We start from the raw sequence: 21,869 nt of genomic DNA on the forward strand, positions 1-21,869 counted from the left end.
GCGTAACCCGCGCCACACCCGCTACCGTCTGTGCAATGTCACACCGCACTGATGTGACGGGCGCGACCGGGCGCTTCACCCGGACTCTCGATTCGATGGAGGCTCTCCATGCCCGAAACCACCACGCCCTCGGCCAATAAGCCGTGGCACGGGGTGCTGGTCGCCACGACCCTGCCGTTCACCGCGGACCTCGCGGTCGACTACGACGCCTACGCCGAACACGTGGCGTGGCTGGCGGACAACGGATGTCACGGCGTGAGCCCGAACGGATCGCTCGGCGAATACCAGACCCTGGGCGATGAGGAGCGGGCCCGGGTGGTCACCACCGCCGTCGCCGCCGCCCCGGCGGGCTTCACGGTCATGCCCGGCATCGCCGCCTACGGGGCGCTGCAGGCGCGACGCTGGGCCGAGGAGGCCGCCGAGGCCGGGGCCCAGGCGGTGATGTTGTTGCCGCCCAACACCTATCGCGGCGGACGCGATTCCATCCTCGACCACTACCGCACCGTGGCGCAGGTCGGACTGCCGATCGTGGCCTACAACAACCCCATCGACACCCGCATCGATCTGACCCCCGACATTCTCGCCGAGCTGCACGCCGAGGGCCTGATCGTCGGGGTCAAGGAGTTCACCGGCGATGTGCGGCGCTTCTACGAGATCAAGGAACTGGCACCGGATCTGGATGTCCTGGTCGGCTCCGACGACGTGGTGCTCGAGCTCGGCATCGCCGGGGCCGTCGGCTGGATCGCGGGGTACCCCAACGCGATTCCGCAGGTGACGGTCGAACTGTACAACGCCGCGGTCAACCGCGACCTGGACAAGGCCCTGCCGCTGTACCGCGAACTACACAAGCTGCTGCGCTGGGATTCGAAAACCGAATTCGTCCACGCCATCAAGCTGTCGATGGATCTGGCCGGACGCCGCGGTGGCCCCTGCCGCCCGCCGCGCGTGCCGCTGGCCCCGGAGCTGGTCGCCAAGATCACCGCCGACACCCGCGAGGTGCTGGCCCGCGGTTACCGGTAGCCGAAAACCCGCAACCCGCAGTGGATTTGGGAGTGAGAACGCGATGACCGTCTCGATCGTACCGATCGCCGACTCGACGCCCGAGCAGGTCGATGCCCTGGTCGAGGCCGCCGCGGCGGCCGCGGGGCCCTGGGCGGCACTGGCATTGGCCGACCGGGCCCGACTGCTCGACACCGTCGCCGACCGCCTCGATGCCCAGGCCGTGGAGCTCATCCGCCTCGCCATGCACGAGACCCGGCTCCCCGAGCCGCGGCTGCGCGCCGAATTGCGGCGCACCAGCTTCCAATTGCGGCTGTTCGCGCGGTGCGTGCTCGACGGCGGTTTCCTCGACGCGCGCCTCGACGGCGCGGACGCGGAGTGGCCCATGGGCGCGCCCCGGCCGGACCTGCGCCGGATGAACGTCCCCCTCGGCCCGGTGCTGAACTTCGCGGCGAGCAATTTCCCGTTCGCGTTCTCCGTCGCGGGCGGCGACACCGCCTCGGCCTGGGCGGCCGGGTGCCCGGTCATCGTCAAGGCCAACCCGGGTCATCCGGCCCTGGCGCGGGCGGTGGGGAATCTGATCGACGAGGTCAGCGTCGAATGTGGCGCTCCCCCAGGGATCTTCGGACTGATTCACGGCCGCGAGGCCGGGGTGCGCGCACTCACCCACCCGGCCGTGGCCGCGGTCACCTTCACCGGCTCGACGGCGGGCGGGCGGGCACTCTACGACCTGGCGTGTGCGCGACCGGTGCCGATCCCCTTCTACGGGGAACTGGGGTCGATCAACCCGGTATTCGTGACCGCCGAGGCGGCCAGGTCGCGGGCCGGTGAGATCGCCGCGGGGCTGCTCACGGCGGTGAGTTCGAGTGCGGGGCAACTGTGTACGAAACCGGGACTGGTCGCGGTGCCCGAGACCTCCACGGTGGCGGCCGAACTGAGCGCCCTGCGGCCCATGCCTACCGGAGAGTTGCTCAACGATCAGATCGCGGCCGGATTCACCGCGGCCGTCGAGCAGGTCCGGGCGCATCCGGAGGTGCGGGTGCTGTCCGCACCACCTGGGGCGGCCGTGCTGCTCACGACCACCGCCCGGGCCGTGCTGGCCGACCGCGACGCCCTCATGCGCGAGATGTTCGGCCCGGCAACACTGTTGGTGACCTACCGCGACACCGACGAACTGCTGACGCTGGCGCGGTCACTGCACGGCGAGCTGACGGTATCGATCTTCGGTGAGCGCGCCGACGACACCACGCGCGCCCTGCTCGCCGCCGCGACCCACGCCGCCGGTCGCGTGCTGTGGAACTCCTGGCCCACCGGGGTCTCGGTGACCTACGCCCAACAGCACGGCGGCCCCTACCCGGCCACCACCGCACCGACCACCACCTCGGTGGGCACGGCCGCGATGGCCCGGTTCCTGCGCCCGGTCGCCTTCCAGTCGATGCCCGAGGACCTGCTGCCACCGGCCCTGCGCACCGACAATCCACTCGGGGTGCCGCGCTCGGTCAATGGGGAGCGGGCGCAATGACTCCCGACTCCTCGAGCCTCGACACGCGCGATACCGCCACCCTGTCCGGGCTCGGCGTGCTGATCATCGGGGCGGGCATCATCGGCTGCGCGCTCGCCGACCGACTGGCCCTGGCCGGTGCCTCGGTGCGGGTCTGCGAGGCGGGCGGACTCGCCTCGGGGACCACCGCCCACGGCGAGGGCAATGTCCTGGTCTCCGACAAGGGCGCGGGACCCGAACTGGAACTCTCGCGGTTGTCGCGCCGCCTCTGGCCGCAGGTGCTGGCCCGCATCGCCGAGCGACTGCCCGCGGAGGCCGCGGCCGTGGAATGGGATCCCAAGGGCGGCATCGTGGTCGCCACCGATGACGCCGGGGCCGCGGCGCTGGCGGAGTTCGCGCGCGGACAGCGCGCGGTCGGACTGCAGTGCGAAGATCTCGACGCGGACCAGTTGGCGATCGCCGAGCCCGCGTTGACCCGGGAGGTGACCGGCAGCGTCCACTACCCCGACGACGCTCAGGTCCAACCCGTCGGCGCGGCGGCGGCCCTGATCGGGTCCGCCGCTGCGTCCGGGGCCCTCGTCGAAACCCGGTGTGTCGTCACCGGATCCATCGTGCACGGCGGTCGCCTGATCGGCGTGCAGACCAGTCAGGGCGCGCGCTACGCCGATGTGGTGATCAATGCGGCCGGACCCTGGTCGGGCCGGGTGTCGCAGCGACTGGAGGCGCCCATCGCGGTGCGCACCCGCCGCGGCGACGTCCTGATCACCGCACCCATGCCGCCGACGGTGTTCCACAAGGTCTACGACGCGGATTACGTTGGCGCGGTGGGCAGTTCACAGACCGAACTGCAATCCTCGGCGGTGGTCGAGTCCACCCACGGCGGGCCCATCCTGCTCGGTTCCTCCCGGCGCGAATGCGGCTTCGACAACCGGCTGCGACCTGACAGCATGGCCGCCATCGCCCGCCGGGCACTGCGGCTGTATCCGGTCCTCGCCGACGTGCCGATCATGCGGGCCTACGGGGGTTTTCGGCCGTATTTCGCCGACCATCTCCCGGTGATCGGCCCGGACCCGCGGTTGCCCGGTCTCTGGCACGCCACGGGTCACGAAGGGGCCGGGATCGGGCTGTCGATCGGTACCGCCTATGTGCTGGCCGCCGCGCTCGCGGGCCGCGTCGGAGAGCTCGACATCGCGCCCTTCGCCGTCGACCGCCCCGCCGTCATCGCTTCTCGAGAAGGACAAACCCCGTGCACAGCAGCATGATCATCACCGCCATCGACACCCACACCGAGGGCATGCCCACCCGCGTCGTCACCGGCGGGATCGGCACCGTGCCCGGGCACACCATGGCGCAACGACGCGCCTATTTCCTCGAGCACCTCGACGGGCTGCGCAGGCTGCTGGTCAACGAGCCGCGCGGCCACGCCTCGATGAGTGGGGCCATCCTGCAACCGGCCACCACCGCGGACGGACACTACGGGGTGCTGTTCATCGAAGTCAGCGGGCTGCTGCCGATGTGCGGGCACGGCACCATCGGGGTCGCGACCGCGCTGGTCGAGGCGGGCATGGTGCCGGTGACCGAGCCGACCACCGAGATTCGACTCGACACCCCCGCCGGGCGGGTGGTGGCGCGCGTCGATGTCACTGCGGGCCACGCCGATTCGGTCACCCTGCGCAATGTGCCCGCCTACTGCGACAGTCTCGACAACGAGGTCGAGGTGCCCGGTCTCGGCACCGTGCGCTACGACCTGGCCTACGGCGGAAACTTCTACGCCATCGTCGATCTCGCCAAGCTGGGGCTGCCCTTCGACCGGTCCGAAAAGGATCGCATCCTCGATGCCGGGCTGCGAATCATGGCCGCCATCAACGAGACCCGCCGCCCCGTGCATGCCGAGGACCCGGGCATCACCGGATGCAAGCACGTGCTGTTCCTGGATCCGGCCTCCGAACCCGCGCACACCCGCAACGCCATGGCCATCCATCCCGGCTGGTTCGACCGATCACCGTGCGGCACCGGCACTTCCGCGCTACTGGCCCGCCAGCACGCGCGCGGGCTGCTCGGCGATGACCAGGTACTGCGCAACGACTCCTTCCTCGGCACCACCTTCTACGCCCGGGCGGTCGAGGCCACCACGGTCGGCGACCGGCCCGCGATCGTTCCCGAAATCACCGGCCGCGCATGGCTGACCGGCACGGCCAACTACCTGCTCGACCCGTCGGACCCGTTCCCGGAGGGGTTCGTGTTCTAGTCGCGAAATGAGCCTTGCATGACGTAGGTCACTTCGCTAGCCTTGTGCAATGTCACACTTCACATAGTACGTTGAGCCACACCGCTTTTCGAGAGAGCCCACTATGTACGCATTACCCGGAAGTGAAAACCTCGAAATGTGCGCCGGGGGGCCGACCATTTCACCGACCGTCATTCTCGGTGTCGCGGCGAGTGATTCACACGCGGTCGCGAACCACATCATCGCCCTGCATTTGCGGCAACTCGGCTATCACGTCGTCAATCTCGGGCCGTGCACACCGATTTCGGAGTTCGCCGACTGTTTCGCGGCGCACCCGGACGCCCTGGCGGTGATCATCGGCTCGGTCAACGGCCATGCCGTCGAGGATGTCTCCCCGCTGCGTGCCGCCCGCGCGGCCGGTCTGCTGGACTGCCCGGTCATTGTCGGGGGCAACCTGTCGGTGGGCAGCGCCAAGACCGGCGACGAACCGCAGCGGCTGCTCGAATTCGGGGTGGACCACGTCGTTTCCGACATCGACGAGCTCACCCGCGTGCTGGACCGACTGCGGCGACAGACCCGCGCCGCGGGCCGATCCGTCACCCCGCGACGTGAACGGCTCTCGGCCGTCGGCTGACCGGCGGTTCGGCTGCGGCCGCGTCGTTTCTGAAGGAGATCATCATGACCGCGATCGTGCACGACATGATCGGGATCGGCTTCGGCCCGGCCAATATCGCGCTGGCCGTGGCGCTCGAGGAATTGCAACCCCGGGTCCGCCCACTGTTTTTGGAGGCCCGCGACCGCGTGGTGTGGCAGCCGGAAATGTTGCTCGCCGGGTCGGATACCCAGAACAACCCGGTCCGCGACCTCGTCACACCCCGCAATCCGCGCAGCAAATACAGTTTTCTCAATTTCCTGTTCGAGCAGGGCCGAATGCTCGAATACCTGAACCTGGGACTGGAATTCCCGCTGCGCAAGGAATACAGCCAGTACATCTCCTGGGTGGCCGCGCATTTCGCGGACCGGGTCGAGTACGGCGCGACCGTCAACGCCGTGGACATCGCGACCCTGCCCGATGGCACCGAGGGCTATCGGGTCGGGCTGGTCTCGGGTGAGTCCCGGTTGGCCCGCGTGGTGGTGCTGGCGCCGGGCCGAACCCCGTATCTGCCCGCGCCTTTCGACGCGGTCGACTCCGAGCGCGTCGTTCACCTGACCCGGTACGCGAGCACCGTGGCGCGGCATGCCGAGGAATTCGCCGCCGGTGGCCGGATCGCGGTCATCGGCGGCAGTCAGAGCGCCGTCGAATTGACCCTCGATCTGGCCCGGCGCTTTCCCCGGGCCGAGATCGTCACTCTCGCACGCGGTTTCGGTTTTCGAATGAAGGACGTCTCCCCGTTCATGGAGGAGAGCATCATGCCCGAATTCGTCGACTACTACTTCCACGCCTCACAACAGAGCAAGGACCTGCTCGACGCCGACCTGCGCTATACCAACTACTCCGCCGCGGACGCCGACGTGCTGCGCGCACTGTATCTGCTGATCTACGAACAGCGCCTCGACGGCGCGCAGAAAGTGTTCGTCCGCAACAACTCCGAGATCTCAGCCGTCGCGGCGACCGCGAACGGCGTCGAGTTGACCGTCCGCGACCGACACCGTGGTGACCTCGCGCGCGAGCGGTTCGACCTGGTGCTGCTGGCCACCGGCTTCCGCAACTTCGGTCCGCGCCCGGACCAGGAACCCTATCCCCCGCTGCTGGAAAACCTTGCCCCGCAATTGCATCGCACCGACCAAGGCGCGCTGGCGGTCGGCTACGACTACCGGGTCGCCGGAGCGCACGGGCGGTCCCTGCCGCCGCTGTTCGTCTACAACCTGTGCGAGTCCTCGCACGGCATCTCCGACGCCGGATCGTTCAGCCTGCTGTCGCTGCGCGCGGAGACGATCTCGCGCACCATCGCCGACCTGCTCGACCCCGCCGTGACGGTCGCCCCGGTACTGTTCGGCGGCGGCACCTCACCGGTGCCCGCCCCGGCCGCCGACCGCGTGTCGGGAGGGCTGCCCCGATGACACAGCAGCTGCCCCTGCGGCGCCGCGCCGCGGTGCACACCGAGCTGCCCGGCCCGCGCTCGCAACGGCTCCTCGAACACCAGGCGCAGGTCGAATCCTCCGCCCGCACCTATCCGCGGCACACACCGATCGCGGTGGCCGGTGGCTCGGGTTCCTACCTGACCGATCTCGACGGCAATGTCTTCCTCGACTTCCTTTCCGGCGCAGGCGTTCTTGCCCTCGGACACAACTATCCCGACCTGGTCGCCGCCGCGCACCGCCAGCTCGACGTGCACCCGCATCTGCTGGACTTCCCCACCCCGGCCAAGCAGGAATTCACCGACCGGCTGATCAGGCTGCTGCCCGCACCGATGCGCGAGCGCACCAAGATCCACTTCTGCGGCCCGACCGGAGCCGACGGCATCGACGCGGCCGTGAAACTGTGCAAGACGGCCACCGGCCGCGGCGATGTGATCGCCTTCCACGGCGGCTTCCACGGCAGCACCCAGTCCACCATCGCCCTCACCGGATTGCGCGGATCCAAGGAACACCTCACGAATCTGCTTCCCGGCGTGGCGTTCTTCCCCTACTCCTACTGCTACCGCTGCCCGCTCGGCCTGACACCGGACGGCTGCGAGATCAACTGCGCGCAATACCTGGACAATATGCTCGCCGACCCGAATGGCGGCGTGCGCAGGCCCGCGGCCGTGATCCTCGAACTGGTCCAGGGCGAGGGCGGGGTGATCCCGGCCCGGCGCGAGTTCGTCGAGCGGGTGCGAAAGATCACCACCGCCAACGACATTCCGCTGATCGTGGACGAGGTGCAGACCGGATGCGGGCGCACCGGCACCTGGTTCGCCTTCGAGCAGTACGGCATCGAACCCGAGGTGATCGTCGCCTCCAAGGCCATCGGCGGCGGCCACCCGGCCTCGGTCATCCTCTACGACCGACGCCTGGACGGCTGGCGGCCCGGCGCGCACACCGGCACCTTCCGCGGCAATCAGCTCGCCTTCGCCGCCGGGGCCGCGCTCATGGCCGCGGTGACCCGAGACCGCGTGCTGGACAACGTGATCGACCTCGGCGCGGTGCTGCGCCGAGGTCTGCTCGAACTGCAATCGCGCCACCGGTTCCTCGGCGAGGTCCGCGGGCTCGGACTGATGCTCGGCGTCGAGCTCACCGACCTGGGCTCCTGGTCGTCATCGGAAGTCGCCCAACGCCTCCGGGGCGCGGCGCTGCGCCGGGGACTGCTGTTCGAGCTGGCGGGCCGCAATGACAATGTCGCGCGGTTCCTGCCGCCGCTGACCCTCGGCCGCGACGAGGCCGCCGAGGCACTGGAAATCCTGGGCGCGGCCTGCGCGGAGGTCGCCGCCTACGCCGCCGCCGCATCCACCGGCAGCATCGAATGAACACCCAGAAGGGAGCCCACGATGGTCACATCAACGGGCCACACTTCCCCCGTCACACCGGACAATGAGGCCGAGTCGGCCGCGATTCGCGCCTCCTACCAACGCTTCCCGGCCTGGACCCAGCATCTGTGGACCTGGATCACCGGCAAGGCGCTGCCCGGCCAGCAACCCCTGATTCGACTCACCCCCGTCACCTATCTGCTCTGCGATCTGCTCGCACTGGCCGTCGGCATCGGCCCGGCCTGGTGGATCGTGGCGGGCGGGCTGTCGTGGTGGTGGCTGCTGCTGCCGCCGTGCTGGGTACTGAGCACCTCGGCGGCCCGGGTGTGCTCCACGGTGATCGCCCACCACGCGATCCACGCCCGCTTCACCCACAAGATCCACCGTGACCGCATGATCCACCAGGTGCTGTCCACGCTGGTGTGCACCGACGACGCGGACCAGTACTACGAGGACCACATCAACCTGCACCACCGCAAGGAAACCTTCGCCACCATCGCCGATCCGACGATCCAGCATCTGCTGCAACTGCGATTCCGGCCGGGCATGACCGAGCGGGCGCTGTGGCGGCGACTGGCGGTGGTGATCGTCTCCCCCAAGTTCCACGGCGAATTCCTCTACACCCGCTTCGCCCAGAACCTGTGGCGCTGCGCGAATTACCGCAAGCTCATGGGTGCGGGATATCTCGCGGTGGTCTTCGGGCTGGTGGCCTGGCAGGGCACCTGGCTGGAATTCACCCTCGCGGTGCTGGTTCCGTTGGTGCCGGTGTATCACATCGTCGCGCTGCTGGAGTTCCTCAGCGAGCACGCCTGGTTCAAGGCCAAGGATCTGCGCTTGTCCGGGCGCGCCTTCCACGTCTCGCACTCCTGGGGCCGCTTCAGCGGTGATCCGGTCCCCGAACCCGGGCTGCCCCTGGGTGCCGCACTGCGCGCCTGGGCCCGCTGGACCCTGCGAATGCTGTTCTACCATTTGCCATCCCGGATCACGGTGGTGCCCGGCGATCTGGCCCAGCACGACTTCCACCACCGCCGACCCTCCACCAGCGAATGGGTCCGCGCGGGGTACGCCCGCCAATCCGACATCGACGCCGGACACCCGAAATGGCCCGCCTACACCGATGTCTGGGGCCTGGGCAATTCGATCGGCAAGGTGTTCGAGATCCTCGCCAACGAACAGCCCACCGAATGGGGCCTGTCCGGTGAGAAGCGCCGAAGTAAGGCCGCCGTGGTCGAGGTACGCCGTGCCGGATAGCGGATACGACATCACGGTCGTCAAGTTCGGCGGCTCCTGCTTCATCGATCTCGACGACTACACCGCCGTCGCAGGCTATCTGGCCGGATTGGTGAGCCCCGACGGCCCACCGCGGCGGCGCGTGGTGGCCGTGGTGAGCGCCATGTCCGGCACCACGGGCCGCCTGCTCGAGGCGGCCCGCTCCCTGGATCCCGAACTCCGGGCCTCGGCCCAGGACCACATCCTGGCCACCGGCGAAATGGTCAGCGCCAGCTTCCTGCGCGTCGCGCTCGACGCGCAGGGCTGCGCGGCCATCGACCTGTGGGCCGGACAGAACGGGCTCGGCAGTGACGGGCAGGCCACCCGGGCGAAGATCATCTCGATGGACCCGCGGCCGCTGCTGGACGCGCTGCGCGAGCACCGCGTGGTGGTGGTCGCGGGCGGGCAGGCCACCGACGCCACCGGTCGCGTCACCATGCTGGGGCGCAACAGCTCCGACCTGACCGCGGTCGCGATCGCCGCCATGCTCGGTGTCGACCGCTGCGAGATCTTCTCCGACGTGCCCGGCGTATTCACCGCCGATCCGCACGTCGTGCCCGCGGCCCAACTGATGCCCGAGCTGAGTTACCGGCAGTGCGCGGCCATGTCGCTGGCCGGTGCGAAAGTGCTGCACCACGATTCGGTCCGGATGGCCGAGGCGCACGGCGTGCGCATCGAGTGCCGGGCACTGACGCCCGGCGAGATCGACGGTGCGCTGGTCGCGGCCACCGGCACCGTGGTCGGCACCGGATCCGGCCGCGCTGCCGTCGTCACCGACCGGCGGCGACTGGACCCGATCGGCGAGTACGGGCTGGTGTCGGTGATCGACACCGAAGGACGGGCACGCAGCAGCGTCGTCGGTCTCGCGGAGCTGGACTCGGTCGCCAACGCCCTACACGCACGGCTGGTCGACAGTGCGCTGCCCGCCACCGAATTCGTGCGGCCCAAGCGGCGCTCGAACCACAGCGACCTGCTGACCCGCTCCGGTGCTTCCGAGCACGCCGGAGGTGATCCGGCGTGATCGTCTCCGAACTCCCCGATCTCGACTCGTCCATCGCCTACATGCGAGCGCTGGGCAAACCGACGGTCGCTCAACTCCTGGACGAGACCGCTTCGCGCGCACGGCCATTGATACAGCCGCGCTGCGGAGTCGGCGGGCACGAGGCCATGCGGGCACTGTTGACCGGCTTGGAGGCCACGGCCGCACCGGATATCGCGACCGTCACCGTCGACTCGCACACCCGGCTGCTGCGCTTCGACAGCGTGCGCGCCGCCCTGGCCGCCGATCCGGCGAGCCTGAATGGGTACCCGCTGATCACGCACGGCTGGCGACTGGGCCGTGAGCTGAACGAGGCGGTGGCCGCGCCGATTCAGGTGCGCCACGGCTCACCGGACGCGCGGCAGCTGTTCGCGGTGAGCATCGCGTCGGGATTCACCTCGTTCGAGGGCGGCGGCATCGGCTACAACGTGCCCTACGCCAAGGACGTGCCGATCACCGAATCCCTGCGAACCTGGCAGCAGATCGACCGGCTCGCGGGCGAGATCACCGCCGCGGGGGTGACCGTCGACCGCGAGCTGTTCGGCACGCTCACCGGCGTGCTCATGCCGCCGTCGATCTGCCTGGCCACCACGCTGCTCGAGGCCGTACTCGCTGCGGCACAAGGGGTTCGGTGCCTGTCGATCTCCTACCCGCAGGGCGGGCACCCCTGGCAGGATCTGGCCGCCCTGCGCGCGATCACCACCCTGGCCGCCCACTATCTGGCCGACCGGCCCGAGGTGCGGGTGCACACGGTGCTGCATCAGTTCATGGGCGTGTTCCCCGCCGACCGCGACCGCGCCGTCGAACTCATCGGATACGGCGGGCTCATCGCGGCCCGCGGACACGCGGCCAAGGTGATCACCAAATCGCCCGCGGAGGCCAGCGGCATACCGACCATGGCCGAGAACGCCGTCGGCCTGGTGACCACCCGCTTCGGGATGAGCGCCGCCTTCGACTGGTTCGTTCTCGACGAGGAGGCCATCGCCCGCGAGCAGCACGCGATCGAACGCGAGGTGCGCGAGCTGATCGACCCGGTGCTCGACGCGCCCGATCTCATCGACTCGATCGGCGTGGCCTTCGCCGAGGGCAGGCTCGACGTGCCGTTCCCGGCCAGCCGGTTCGTGCGCGGCGAGGTGATCTCCTGCCGCGATCCGCAGGGCGCGATTCGCTTCGCGCGCTTCGGGAATCTGCCCTTCGGCGCGCGCAGCCGACGCGCCAACGACGAACGACTCGAGCGGACGGCCGGGGCACCGGTCGACAGCGCGGGGCTGGTGCGGGACGTGGAGTACTTCGCCCGCCCGGCCGAGCCGGACCCCTTGCGCTGGCTGCACCCGACAGCGGCGGGAGACCGGACATGGTGAGAGCCGAAGGATTACGCGTCGGCATTGTCGGGGCGACCGGACTGGTCGGCGCGGTCCTGCGCCGCCTGCTCGCCGAGCGCGAGTTCCCCGTCGCCGAGCTGCGGTACTTCGCCTCCGCGCGCTCGGCCGGACGAAAACTACCCTGGCACAACGGCGCTGGTGTCGAGGAGATCCTCGTCGAGGACGTGGCCACCGCCGACCCGTCGGGACTCGATATCGCGATCTTCTCCGCGGGCGGCGACGTCGCCCGCACCCACGCCCCGCGATTCGCGGCCGCGGGGGCCATGGTGATCGACAACTCCTCGGCCTGGCGGCTGGACCCGGACGTGCCCTTGAGCGTGGCCGAGGTCAATGCCGACACCGTGTCCGCGGCCCGCAAGGGCATCATCGCCAACCCGAACTGCACGACCATGGCCGCCATGCCCGTCCTCGCGCCGCTGCACCGCCGCGCCGGACTGGTCCGGCTGACGGTGAGCAGCTATCAGGCGGCCTCCGGCGGCGGCTTCACCGGGCTCGACGAGCTGTCGGCCGCCATCGACGCCGCCCGCGGGCACGGCGGTGAGCTGGCATTCGACGGCGGCGCGGTGGATTTCCCCGACCCGGTGCGGTTCCCGGCCCCGCTCGGATTCACCGTGATCCCGTGGGCGGGCAACCTCGTCGACGACGGTTCGCTCGAGACCGACGAGGAGCAGAAGCTGTGCCACGAGAGCCGCAAGATCCTCGCGATCCCGGATCTGCGGGTAGCGGCCACGTGCGTGCGAGTGCCGGTCCACACCGGCCACTCGCTGGCCGTGCACGCCGAATTCGCCGAACCGATCACGCCGCGACAGGCGACCGAATTGCTGGCCGCCGCACCGGGTGTGCGGCTGCACGACCTGCCGACACCGCTGGCGGCCACGGGTCGCGATCCCAGCCTTGTCGGTCGCATCCGAGCGGACCGCAGCGTCGAGGACGGTCGCGGCCTGGTGCTGTTCATCAGCGGCGACAACCTCCGAAAAGGCGCGGCGCTCAATGCCGTTCAGATCGCCGAACTCCTGAACACCGACCTGCTACCTAGTCGGGTCCGGTCCTCATGAGTACGGCGACGAGCACCACCAAACCCGTGCCGATGTGGGCGGTGTCGGTCACGGTCTTCCTGGTCGCGCTCAATCTGCGGCCCGCGATCACTGCCCTCGCTCCGGTCGCCACCTTCATCCGATCCGACACGCACACCGACTCGGCGACCATTGGAATGCTCAGCGCCGCACCTATTTTGGTGTTCGGGATGCTGTCGGCGTTCGTGTCGAGGCTCGGTACGCGCCTGGGCTATCGATCCGTCATCGCCTACGCCCTGCTGGTGTTGGCGGCCGGGTTCGGCATTCGACTGCTGCCGGGCCTGGTGCCGATGCTGTGGGGCATGGTGGTGATCGGTGCCGGGATCACCGGATTGAACGTGCTGCTGCCCGCCTACATCAAAGGGCACCCGCCGCATCGACGCGGGCCGCTGATGGGCCTCTACACCGTCTGCCTGTACCTGGGTCCCGCGCTGACAGCCGCTGTAACCCTGCCGATTTCGCGATGGCTCGGCTCCTGGCAGTGGGGCCTGTTCGTCTGGGTGATCCCGGTGGCGATGGCGGCACCGGCCTGGCTGCTGCTGCGTAGACGGGAGGGCGACGCCGGAACCGTTGCCGCCCAACGGCCGACGATCAGCCTGGCGGCGGTGGTCTACCAGCCGCTCACCTGGTCGATCGTGACGTTCTTCGCCATCATGTCCGTCCTGTTCTTCACCATCGCCGGATGGCTGCCGAACATCCTGGTGCAGGCCGGACACGGCAGCGGCAGTGCGTCGTTCCTGCTCGCACTCGCGGAACTGACCGCCATCCCCTGCGCGCTGGGTGTCTCGATCGCCATCCACCGCACCCGTAGCCAGGTGTGGGCGACCGTCCTCGGTCCCGCGCTGCTGCTGGCCGGGACCGCCGGAATCGCCCTGCGACCCGACGGTTGGACGCCGGTGTGGATGGTCGTGTTCGGGGCCGGGCTCGGCATCGCCGGTGGCGCCTCGTTCTCCCTGCCGCTGCTGCGGACCCGCACCGCCGCCGAGGCGGCTCTGGTCGCGGGCCTCACCCAGACGGTCGGCTACTCGCTGTCCGCGGTCGGTCCGGTCGGAGCCGGTGCGCTGCACGATCTTTCGGGCTCCTGGGGCCCGGTCCTGGCCGTGCTCGCCGTCTGCATCGTCGTCCAGGGCGTCGCGGGCGCGTACGCCGGGCGTGGCGTGTTCATCGAAAGCCCTCGAGAAGAAGGAGCACCTGTCCGTGTCCAACAGTTCTGAACGGCACCACCCGCTGTACCCGCCGCGGGTGCATCTGGAAATGGACGAACGCAAATCCCTGCGCATCATGGAGATGTACCGATTCGCCACCATGCTCTCGGCGCCACGGCCAGACGAGATCGTCGCCACCAACCTGCCGCTGATCCTGCATCGTGACCGTGGGCCGCGCGGCACACTGTTCGGCCATCTCGACAGCGCCAACCCGCACGCCCGGCTCCTCGACGGGCGTCCGGTCACCGTGCTGTTCCACGGGCCCAACGCCTACCTGTCGCCAAAGGTGCTCACCGGAAATCCGCTGCCCACATGGAATTCGATCAGTGTCCACGTCCGGGGCACGGCCACGCTCCTGAACGACCGCAAACAACTCCTGGATGGCATAGCCAGCATCGCCGAGAAATCCGATCCTCACGACTATCAACTCGACTACGGCCATCCGCGCATCGACCAGATCATCGGCCGGGTCACCGGATTCGAAATACAGATCGAGGAAATCATCGGCCGGTTCAAGGTCTCCCAAGATCTGGACGCGGACAATCGCGCGCGGGCCGCCGAGGCGATGGCCGTGGTACGGCACGCGGACGAGCGGGCCGTCATCGAAGAGTCCTTCGGCATCACGAGGTAGACCATGCCCATCTTCGCAGTGGAATACTCCTACGGCGCTCCGGGATCGACGCAGGCGAAAAACTATGAGCGGCACCATGTTCCGCATCTCGACTGGGTGAAAAGCCTCTACGAGGCGAACACGATCCACCTGGCCGGAAGGTACGCGGATCTCTCCGGAGCACTGTTCGTCGTCGAAGCCGAAGACGAGATCGCCGTCCGGGAATTGTTCGCCGGTGACCCGTTCGCCACCCAGAACGTCCTCACCGGCGTGCGGGTGCTGCCGTGGAGCGTCAGGTTCGGATGGCTGTGACCGAGCGGGTGGATGTCGCCATTATCGGCGCGGGCATCATGAGCGCCACCTTCGGCACCCTGATCCGACTATTGCAGCCCGACTGGACGATCGCGGTGTACGAGCGCTTGCCCGAGGTGGGTCTGGAAAGCAGCGAGCCCTGGAACAATGCCGGAACCGGGCACGCGGGCCTGTGCGAACTCAACTATTCGCCGCGCGGGCCCGACGGAACCGTCGACATTTCCAAGGCGATGGAAGTCAATGAGAAATTCCAGGTTTCGCGCCAGTTCTGGGCCTGGGCGGTCGAACACTCGATACTGGGCGAGCCCGGCGGATTCATCACCGCGGTCGACCATTTCAGCTTTGTTGAGGGGGCTGAAAATGTGAAGTACCTGCGGCGGCGCTACGACACGCTGGCACCCCATCCACTGTTCGCCGACCTGAGCTTCAGCGCCGATCCGGGACTGCTCGCCGACCGGCTGCCCCTGCTGGCGGCCGGTCGCAACTCCCCCGCCGAGACCGCGATCAGCTGGAGCACAGCGGGGACCGATGTCGACTTCGGGCAGCTCACCCGGGGGTTGTTCGAATTCCTCTGTAGGACAACGCCTATCCATCTCGACTGCGAGGTGACGTCGCTGTTCAGAGCCGATCCCGGCTGGCGTCTGGATCTCGAGGACCGTCGCACCAAGAGACGGTCCACGGTCGACGCGCGCTTCGTATTCGTCGGCGCGGGCGGCCATTCGCTGTCGCTCCTGCGGCGTGCGAGGGTACGAGAAGTTCGGCACGTGGGCGGATTTCCGGTGTCCGGCCAGTTCCTGCGCTGCACGAACCCGGAGGTGGTGAACTCCCATCACGCCAAGGTCTTCGGCCTGCCCGCCCCGGGCGCTCCCCCAATGTCCGCCAGACATCTCGACACCCGAATCATCGACGGTCGCCGACACCTCGAGTTCGGGGCCTACAGCGGATGGTCACCGCGGTTCCTGAAATACGGCTCGGCCCTGGACTTTCCACGCTCGGTGGGCGTGGGGAATCTGGTCCCCCTGGCCCGGGTAGCGATGGACAATCGGCCGTTGCTGCGGTTCCTGATCGAGGATGCCACCCAGCCGATGCGCGGGCGACTGCGCGCCCTGCGCGAGTTCGCGCCCGGGATCCAGCCCGGCGATTGGGAATTGATCACCGCCGGTCAGCGCGTGCAATCCGTCCTCTCCGACGGCTGGCTGCGGTCCGGCACGCTCGAATTCGGCACCTCCGTGGCCGCGACGGCGGACGGTTCCCTGACCGGATTCCTGGGCACACTGCCGGGCGCCTCGGGCGCGGTATCGGCGGTATTGGCACTGCTCGACCGCTGCTTCCCGGCGCAGCGGGCGCGCTGGGCGTCGGAGATTCGCCGGATGATCCCGGCCTACGGTCGCTCGCTGAACTCCGATCCGGCTCTCTGCGAGGAGATTTCGGCGTGGACGAACTCGGTGCTCCGACTGCGCGCGCCCGCGTGACCTGACCCGAAAACCCATCTTGCGTGACGCAGGCCACTTAGTTACGCTCTGTGCAATGTCACACTTCACATAACACAGAGCCTTTGGTGGCGGTATCCCGCACCGGCTCACAGAAGGAGACGACGATGTCCGATTCGATCGCGACGCCCGCGAGCAGGCCCTGGCACGGGGTGCTGGTCGCCACGACGCTGCCCTTCGCGCGGGACTACACCGTCGATCACGACGCCTTCGGTGAGCACGTCGCGTGGTTGGCCGCCAACGGATGTCACGGCGTCAGCCCGAACGGGTCGCTGGGCGAATACCAGACCCTCACCGACACCGAGCGGGCGGAGGTCGTCGCCACCGCGATCGCCGCCGCCCCACCGGGATTCACCGTCATGCCCGGCGTCGCCGCCTACGGGGCGCTGCAGGCGGCCCGGCTGTCCGAACAGGCCGCCCGCGCCGGAGCGCACGCGGTGATGTTGTTGCCGCCCAACACCTATCGCGGCGGCCGCGACTGCATCCTGGACCACTACCGCACCGTGGCCCAGGTCGGACTGCCGATCGTGGCCTACAACAACCCCGTCGACACCCACATCGACCTCACCCCCGACCTGCTCGCCGAGCTGCACACCGAGGGCCTGATCGTCGGGGTCAAGGAGTTCACCGGCGATGTCCGGCGCATCTACGAGATCAAAGAACTCGCACCCGATCTCGACGTGCTCATCGGCTCCGACGACGTGGTGCTCGAACTCGGCATCGCCGGTGCCGTCGGCTGGATCTCCGGCTACGCCAACGCGATTCCGCGCTCGGCCGTCGCGCTCTACGACGCGGCGCTGAACCGCGACCTGGACAAGGCGCTGCCGCTGTACCGCGAACTGCACCGGCTGCTGCGCTGGGATTCGCGCACCGAATTCGTCCAGGCCATCAAACGGTCGATGGATCTGGCCGGACGACACGGCGGCGGCTGCCGCCCGCCACGGCTGCCCTTGACTCCGGATCTGCTGGCCCGCGTCGACGCCGACACCCGCGCGGTCCTGGCCCTGGGCCATCACTGAGCCGCCCCGCTACGAGAGAGATATTCCGTTGAGCCCCACAATCATTCCACCGGACTCCGATCCGGTCGGCCGCGCGGATCGACCACTGTCGATCACCCTGGACGGCATCGCCGTCCCCGGCGTGCACGGGCAGACGCTGGCCTCGGTGCTGCTGGCCGATGGACGCAGTCGGTGGCGCACCGCGCCGACCGGTGGCGCGCGCGGTGTGTTCTGCGGCATCGGTGTGTGTTTCGACTGCGTGGCAACGGTGAACGGCATCCCGGACGTGCGGCTGTGTCGGCGTCCCGCCCGCGACGGCGACGCGGTCACCACCCAGTCCCGGCTCGACGGCGGTGCGCGATGACCCGGCACGTGGTGGTGATCGGCGGCGGTCCGGCCGGAACCGCGGCCGCCGACTCCGCGCTTCGGTGTGGTGCGCGCGTCACGCTCATCGATTTCAATGAACAACTCGGCGGCCAATACAACCGCAGGATTCCCGCCGCCTACGGGGTGCGGCGGCCGCTGAGCATCGGTCATGGCTACCTCGCCGCGGAACGCCGGGCGCGGCTGCTGAGCGAGCACCCGCGCTGCGAGTACCTGGCGTGGGCAGCGGTCTATCAGATCGAACAGCACGCCGAGGGCGGCTGTCCCGCCGTGCGCGTGCTGATCGGCCAGGAGGGCGAGCGACGCACCCACCGGGTCGTGCAGGGCGACGCGCTGGTGATCGCCACCGGCGCCTACGACCGGGTGTGCCCGTTCCCGGGCTGGGACTTGCTCGGGGTGTATACCGCCGGTGCCGCACAGACTTTCGCGAAAACCCAGCGCGTGCTCGTCGGCCGGTCGGTGCTGGTCTCGGGTACCGGTCCCTTCCTGCTGCCCGTGGCACAGTCACTGGCCCTGGGTGGCGCGAGGGTGACGGCCGTGCTGGAAGCCAATCCGGGGCGGCGCATCCTGCGGCACTGGGCCGCGAATCCGTGGCAACTGCGCCACAACCTCGGCAAGGTCGGCGAGCTGGTCGAATACATAGGATGCGGTGTGCGGCACCGGATTCCACTGCACACCTCCCGCGCGGTGGTCGCGGTGTCCGGTGACGGACGCGTGGAAGAGGCCACCGTCGCCCGGCTCGACGAGAACTGGACACCGATCCCCGGCAGCCACACCACGATCGCGGTCGACGCGGTCGCGGTCTCCCACGGATTCACCCCGCAACACGAACTCGCGCTCGCGGCCGGAGCGCGCCTGGACGCCTCCGGATTCGTCGAGGTCGACGACACCCAGCACACCACCGCCGAAACCGTCTGGGCGGCAGGGGAAATCACCGGCATCGGCGGTGCCGCCGTCTCCGAGATCGAAGGCACGGTCGCCGGGATCGCCGCCGCCGGTGGCGATCCCGACACGGACCGGGCGTTGCGCGCACGCCATCGCACCGCGCGACAGTTCGTCGCCCGGCTGGCGGCCGCCCATCCCATCCGGCCCGGCGTCCTGAGCTGGTCGCGGCCGAGCACCGTGATCTGCCGCTGCGAGGGCACCACCCACGCCGAACTGACCGCGGCCTGGACCCGCTCCGCGGGCGACGGCTACCGGCCGGTCAAACTCGCCACTCGCGCTGGTCTCGGCCCCTGCCAAGGGCGCATGTGCGCGGCCAATATCGCCGCGTTGCGGACACAGCCCTACCCCGACGGGACCGCCACCGACGGTCTCGCCGCCGCGACACCGGCCTGGCGTCCCCTGGCCGCGCCGGTGCGGCTGCGCGAACTCGCCGAATTCGACAGTGAAGGACAACCCTGAGATGCGCAGCAGCCACCTCGTTTCCGCCATCGACACCCATACCGAAGGCATGCCCACCCGGGTCATCACCGGCGGGGTCGGCACGATACCGGGCCTCGACATGGCCGAACGGCAGGCCTACTTCGCCGAAAACCGTTCCGGGCTACGGGGATTGCTCGTCAACGAGCCGCGCGGACACGCGTCGATGGTCGGCGCGATCCTGCAACCCGCCACCACCCCGGACGGACACTTCGGGGTCCTGTTCATCGACGCCAGCGGAATGCTGCCGATGTGCGGGCACGGCACCATCGGCGTCGCCACCGCACTGGTCGAGGCCGGAATGGTGCCGATCAGCGAGCCCGTCACCGAGATCCGGCTGGACATGCCCATCGGCCGGATTGTCGCCGCGGTCGCGGTCACCGACGGGCACGCGGACTCGGTGACCCTGACCAATGTGCCCGCCTTCTGCGACAGCCTCGACAACGACATCGAGGTGCCCGGGCTGGGAACGGTGCGGTACGACATGGCCTACGGCGGCAACTTCCACCCGATTATCGATCTGGGCAAGCTCGGGCTGCCCTACGACCGGGCCCACAAGGACCGCATCCTCGACGTCGGGCTGCGAATCCTGGACGCCATCAACGAATTCCGGCGTCCCGTGCATCCCGAGGACGAACGGATCTCTGGCTGCAAACATGCCATGTTCCTCGCCCCGGATTCCGAGCCCGCGCACGTCCGCAATGTGATGGCCAACTACCCGCGCTGGTCGGACCGCTCCCCCTGCGGCACCGGCACCTCCGCGCTGCTGGCGCGCCAGCACGCGCGCGGATATCTCGCCAATGACGATGTGCTGCGCAGTGATTCGCTCATCGGCACCACCTTCCTGGCCCGGTCGGTCGGGGCCACCACCGTCGGAGACCGGCCCGCGATCGTGCCCACGATCACCGGCCGGGCCTGGCTCACCGGCACCGCCACCTATCTCCTCGACCCCACGGACCCCTTCCCCGAGGGATTCGTCTTCTAGTGGCCGCGACCGCGTGCCACTTCCCTTCGATCACACCGCAATTCAGCACCACCGCGCAGTTTCGCAATACCCCGTGAGAGGCCCAGCAATGAATTCCGTCGTCACCAAACCCGCGCGCCCCAAGTTGTCCCCCCGCGCGATGATGCGGCGAATGCCCGTAACCGTCGGCGACACCGGTGATTTCACCAAGAGCATGGGACTGTGGCAGCTAGTGGCCCTCAGCCTCGGCGGGCTGGTCGGGGCGGGCGTGTTCTCCCTGGCCGGTGTCGTGGCCCACGATGTGGCGGGCCCGGCGGTGCTGATTTCCTTCCTCATCGCCGTCGTCGGCTCCGGTGCGGCCGCCCTGTGCTACGCCGAGTTCGCGGGCATGGTGCCGCGGGCGGGCTCGGCCTACACGTATTCCTATGTCGCACTGGGCGAGATCATCGGCTTCATTATCGGCTGGGATCTGCTGCTCGAATACACCGCCATCGTGTCGGTGGTGGCGATCGCGGTGTCGGGGTATCTGAACTACATCACCCACTACATCGGCTTCGACCTGCCCACCTGGGCGCTGGGCGCACCGGGCTCCGGCCACGGCCACAAGGTCGACGTCTTCGCGATGCTGCTGTGCCTGCTGCTGGCCTTCCTGCTCTCGCGCGGCACCCGCGAATCCGCCCGCGTGCAAACCGGACTCGTCGCGCTCAAGCTGACCATTGTCGCGATCGTGGTCATCGCGGGCGCCCTGCACATCAAGACCGGCAACTACACCCCCTACTTCCCCTTCGGGATCGGCAGCGCGGTATCCGGTGCGGCGCTGGCCTTCTTCGCCGTCTACGGCTACGACGCCATGAGCGCGGCCGCCGAGGAGTCCAGTGAGGGCAAGAAGCTCATCCCCAAGGCGATCATGATCAGCCTCGGCATCGCGGCGCTGGTCTACCTGCTGGTGTGCCTGGTCATCGTCGGCATGGTCAACTACACCGACATCAATGTGTCCTCGCCGTTCTCCAGCGCCTTCGACACCATCGGCATGGGAATCCTGGGCCTGGTGATCGCGGTCGGCGCGGTCGTCGGCGTCACCACCTCGGCCTTCGCCAACATGCTCGCCGTGACCCGCGTCGGATTCGCCATGAGCCGCGACGGCCTGCTGCCGTCCTACTTCAGCGAATCCCGTTCCGCCCGTAAGGTTCCCACCCGGGTGATCTGGCCGGTCGGCGTCGTCTCCGCGCTCATCGCCGGATTCCTGCCGATCCGCCAGGCCGCCGAACTCACCAATGTCGGCATCCTGATGGCGTTCATCGTCGTCGCCCTCGGCGTCATGCGCCTGCGCCGCACCCGTCCCGACGCCGAACGCGCCTTCCGCACCCCCTGGGTCCCCTTCGTCCCGCTCCTCGGCGTCGGCTTCTCGATCTGGCTCATCAGCCACCTCACCTGGGTGACCTGGCTCCGCTTCGTCATCTGGCTGGTGCTCGGCCTGGCCCTCTACCTCGGCTTCGGCTACCGCAACTCCACCCTCAACAAGACCACCGCCTGACCCCACCCGATACG

General features: G+C 68.9%; 20 protein-coding genes. All 20 read left to right on the forward strand.

Features of this window, described 5'->3' with window-relative positions; all coding sequences use genetic code 11:
• The first annotated feature begins 108 nt into the window (after nt 1-108).
• On the forward strand, nt 109-1,020 hold the full coding sequence (locus VMT40_RS22700; protein ID WP_326360638.1) for a dihydrodipicolinate synthase family protein: 912 nt from the start codon (nt 109-111) through the stop codon (nt 1,018-1,020).
• Nucleotides 1,021-1,063: 43 nt separating this feature from the next.
• A complete protein-coding gene (locus VMT40_RS22705) occupies nt 1,064-2,521 on the forward strand; it encodes an aldehyde dehydrogenase family protein (RefSeq protein WP_326360639.1) in 1,458 nt (485 codons plus the stop codon).
• Nucleotides 2,518-3,762, forward strand: a complete 1,245-nt coding sequence (locus tag VMT40_RS22710) for an NAD(P)/FAD-dependent oxidoreductase (RefSeq protein WP_326360640.1) — start codon at nt 2,518-2,520, stop codon at nt 3,760-3,762. Before VMT40_RS22705 ends, VMT40_RS22710 begins: the two co-directional genes overlap by 4 nt.
• Nucleotides 3,747-4,748 carry a proline racemase family protein gene (locus VMT40_RS22715; protein ID WP_326360642.1) on the forward strand — a complete coding sequence of 334 codons (1,002 nt, stop codon included), beginning with the start codon at nt 3,747-3,749 and terminating at the stop codon, nt 4,746-4,748. The genes VMT40_RS22710 and VMT40_RS22715 overlap by 16 nt, the downstream gene beginning before the upstream one ends.
• 103 nt (nt 4,749-4,851) lie before the next feature.
• Nucleotides 4,852-5,361 carry a hypothetical protein gene (locus VMT40_RS22720; RefSeq protein WP_326360644.1) on the forward strand — a complete coding sequence of 170 codons (510 nt, stop codon included), beginning with the start codon at nt 4,852-4,854 and terminating at the stop codon, nt 5,359-5,361.
• 44 nt (nt 5,362-5,405) lie between these two features.
• Nucleotides 5,406-6,788, forward strand: coding sequence for a SidA/IucD/PvdA family monooxygenase (locus tag VMT40_RS22725; RefSeq protein ID WP_326360645.1), 1,383 nt, complete (start codon nt 5,406-5,408; stop codon nt 6,786-6,788).
• Complete coding sequence (locus VMT40_RS22730) at nt 6,785-8,173, forward strand: aspartate aminotransferase family protein (protein ID WP_326360646.1); 1,389 nt, start codon at nt 6,785-6,787, stop codon at nt 8,171-8,173. The genes VMT40_RS22725 and VMT40_RS22730 overlap by 4 nt, the downstream gene beginning before the upstream one ends.
• 21 nt (nt 8,174-8,194) lie before the next feature.
• Complete coding sequence (locus VMT40_RS22735) at nt 8,195-9,424, forward strand: fatty acid desaturase (RefSeq protein WP_326360647.1); 1,230 nt, start codon at nt 8,195-8,197, stop codon at nt 9,422-9,424.
• A complete protein-coding gene (locus VMT40_RS22740) occupies nt 9,414-10,463 on the forward strand; it encodes an amino acid kinase family protein (protein WP_326360648.1) in 1,050 nt (349 codons plus the stop codon). The genes VMT40_RS22735 and VMT40_RS22740 overlap by 11 nt, the downstream gene beginning before the upstream one ends.
• Entirely contained in the window at nt 10,460-11,842 is a 1,383-nt protein-coding gene (locus VMT40_RS22745; RefSeq protein ID WP_326360649.1) for a hypothetical protein, read from the forward strand. Before VMT40_RS22740 ends, VMT40_RS22745 begins: the two co-directional genes overlap by 4 nt.
• Nucleotides 11,836-12,918 (forward strand): aspartate-semialdehyde dehydrogenase, encoded by a 1,083-nt coding sequence (locus tag VMT40_RS22750; protein ID WP_326360651.1) that lies wholly within the window; start codon nt 11,836-11,838, stop codon nt 12,916-12,918. Before VMT40_RS22745 ends, VMT40_RS22750 begins: the two co-directional genes overlap by 7 nt.
• A complete protein-coding gene (locus VMT40_RS22755; protein ID WP_326360652.1) occupies nt 12,915-14,150 on the forward strand; it encodes an MFS transporter in 1,236 nt (411 codons plus the stop codon). The genes VMT40_RS22750 and VMT40_RS22755 overlap by 4 nt, the downstream gene beginning before the upstream one ends.
• Nucleotides 14,134-14,772 (forward strand): FMN-binding negative transcriptional regulator, encoded by a 639-nt coding sequence (locus VMT40_RS22760; RefSeq protein ID WP_326360653.1) that lies wholly within the window; start codon nt 14,134-14,136, stop codon nt 14,770-14,772. The genes VMT40_RS22755 and VMT40_RS22760 overlap by 17 nt, the downstream gene beginning before the upstream one ends.
• A 3-nt stretch (nt 14,773-14,775) precedes the next feature.
• Nucleotides 14,776-15,063 (forward strand): YciI family protein, encoded by a 288-nt coding sequence (locus VMT40_RS22765; protein WP_326360654.1) that lies wholly within the window; start codon nt 14,776-14,778, stop codon nt 15,061-15,063.
• Complete coding sequence (gene mqo / locus VMT40_RS22770) at nt 15,054-16,535, forward strand: malate dehydrogenase (quinone) (protein ID WP_326360655.1); 1,482 nt, start codon at nt 15,054-15,056, stop codon at nt 16,533-16,535. The genes VMT40_RS22765 and mqo overlap by 10 nt, the downstream gene beginning before the upstream one ends.
• A 125-nt stretch (nt 16,536-16,660) precedes the next feature.
• Complete coding sequence (locus VMT40_RS22775) at nt 16,661-17,572, forward strand: dihydrodipicolinate synthase family protein (protein WP_326360656.1); 912 nt, start codon at nt 16,661-16,663, stop codon at nt 17,570-17,572.
• 28 nt (nt 17,573-17,600) lie between these two features.
• The gene (locus VMT40_RS22780) at nt 17,601-17,915 is read left to right on the forward strand and encodes a (2Fe-2S)-binding protein (RefSeq protein WP_326360658.1); all 315 of its coding nucleotides are present in this window, start codon (nt 17,601-17,603) and stop codon (nt 17,913-17,915) included.
• A complete protein-coding gene (locus VMT40_RS22785; RefSeq protein WP_326360660.1) occupies nt 17,912-19,339 on the forward strand; it encodes an FAD/NAD(P)-dependent oxidoreductase in 1,428 nt (475 codons plus the stop codon). Before VMT40_RS22780 ends, VMT40_RS22785 begins: the two co-directional genes overlap by 4 nt.
• Before the next feature lies 1 nt (nt 19,340).
• A complete protein-coding gene (locus tag VMT40_RS22790; RefSeq protein WP_326360661.1) occupies nt 19,341-20,342 on the forward strand; it encodes a proline racemase family protein in 1,002 nt (333 codons plus the stop codon).
• A gap of 142 nt (nt 20,343-20,484) precedes the next feature.
• Nucleotides 20,485-21,855: an amino acid permease gene (locus VMT40_RS22795; protein WP_442790053.1), complete on the forward strand. Its 1,371-nt coding sequence runs from the start codon at nt 20,485-20,487 to the stop codon at nt 21,853-21,855.
• Nucleotides 21,856-21,869 lie beyond the last annotated feature (14 nt).

This window comes from Nocardia sp. CDC160, from assembly GCF_035818795.1.
Taxonomy (GTDB): domain Bacteria; phylum Actinomycetota; class Actinomycetes; order Mycobacteriales; family Mycobacteriaceae; genus Nocardia.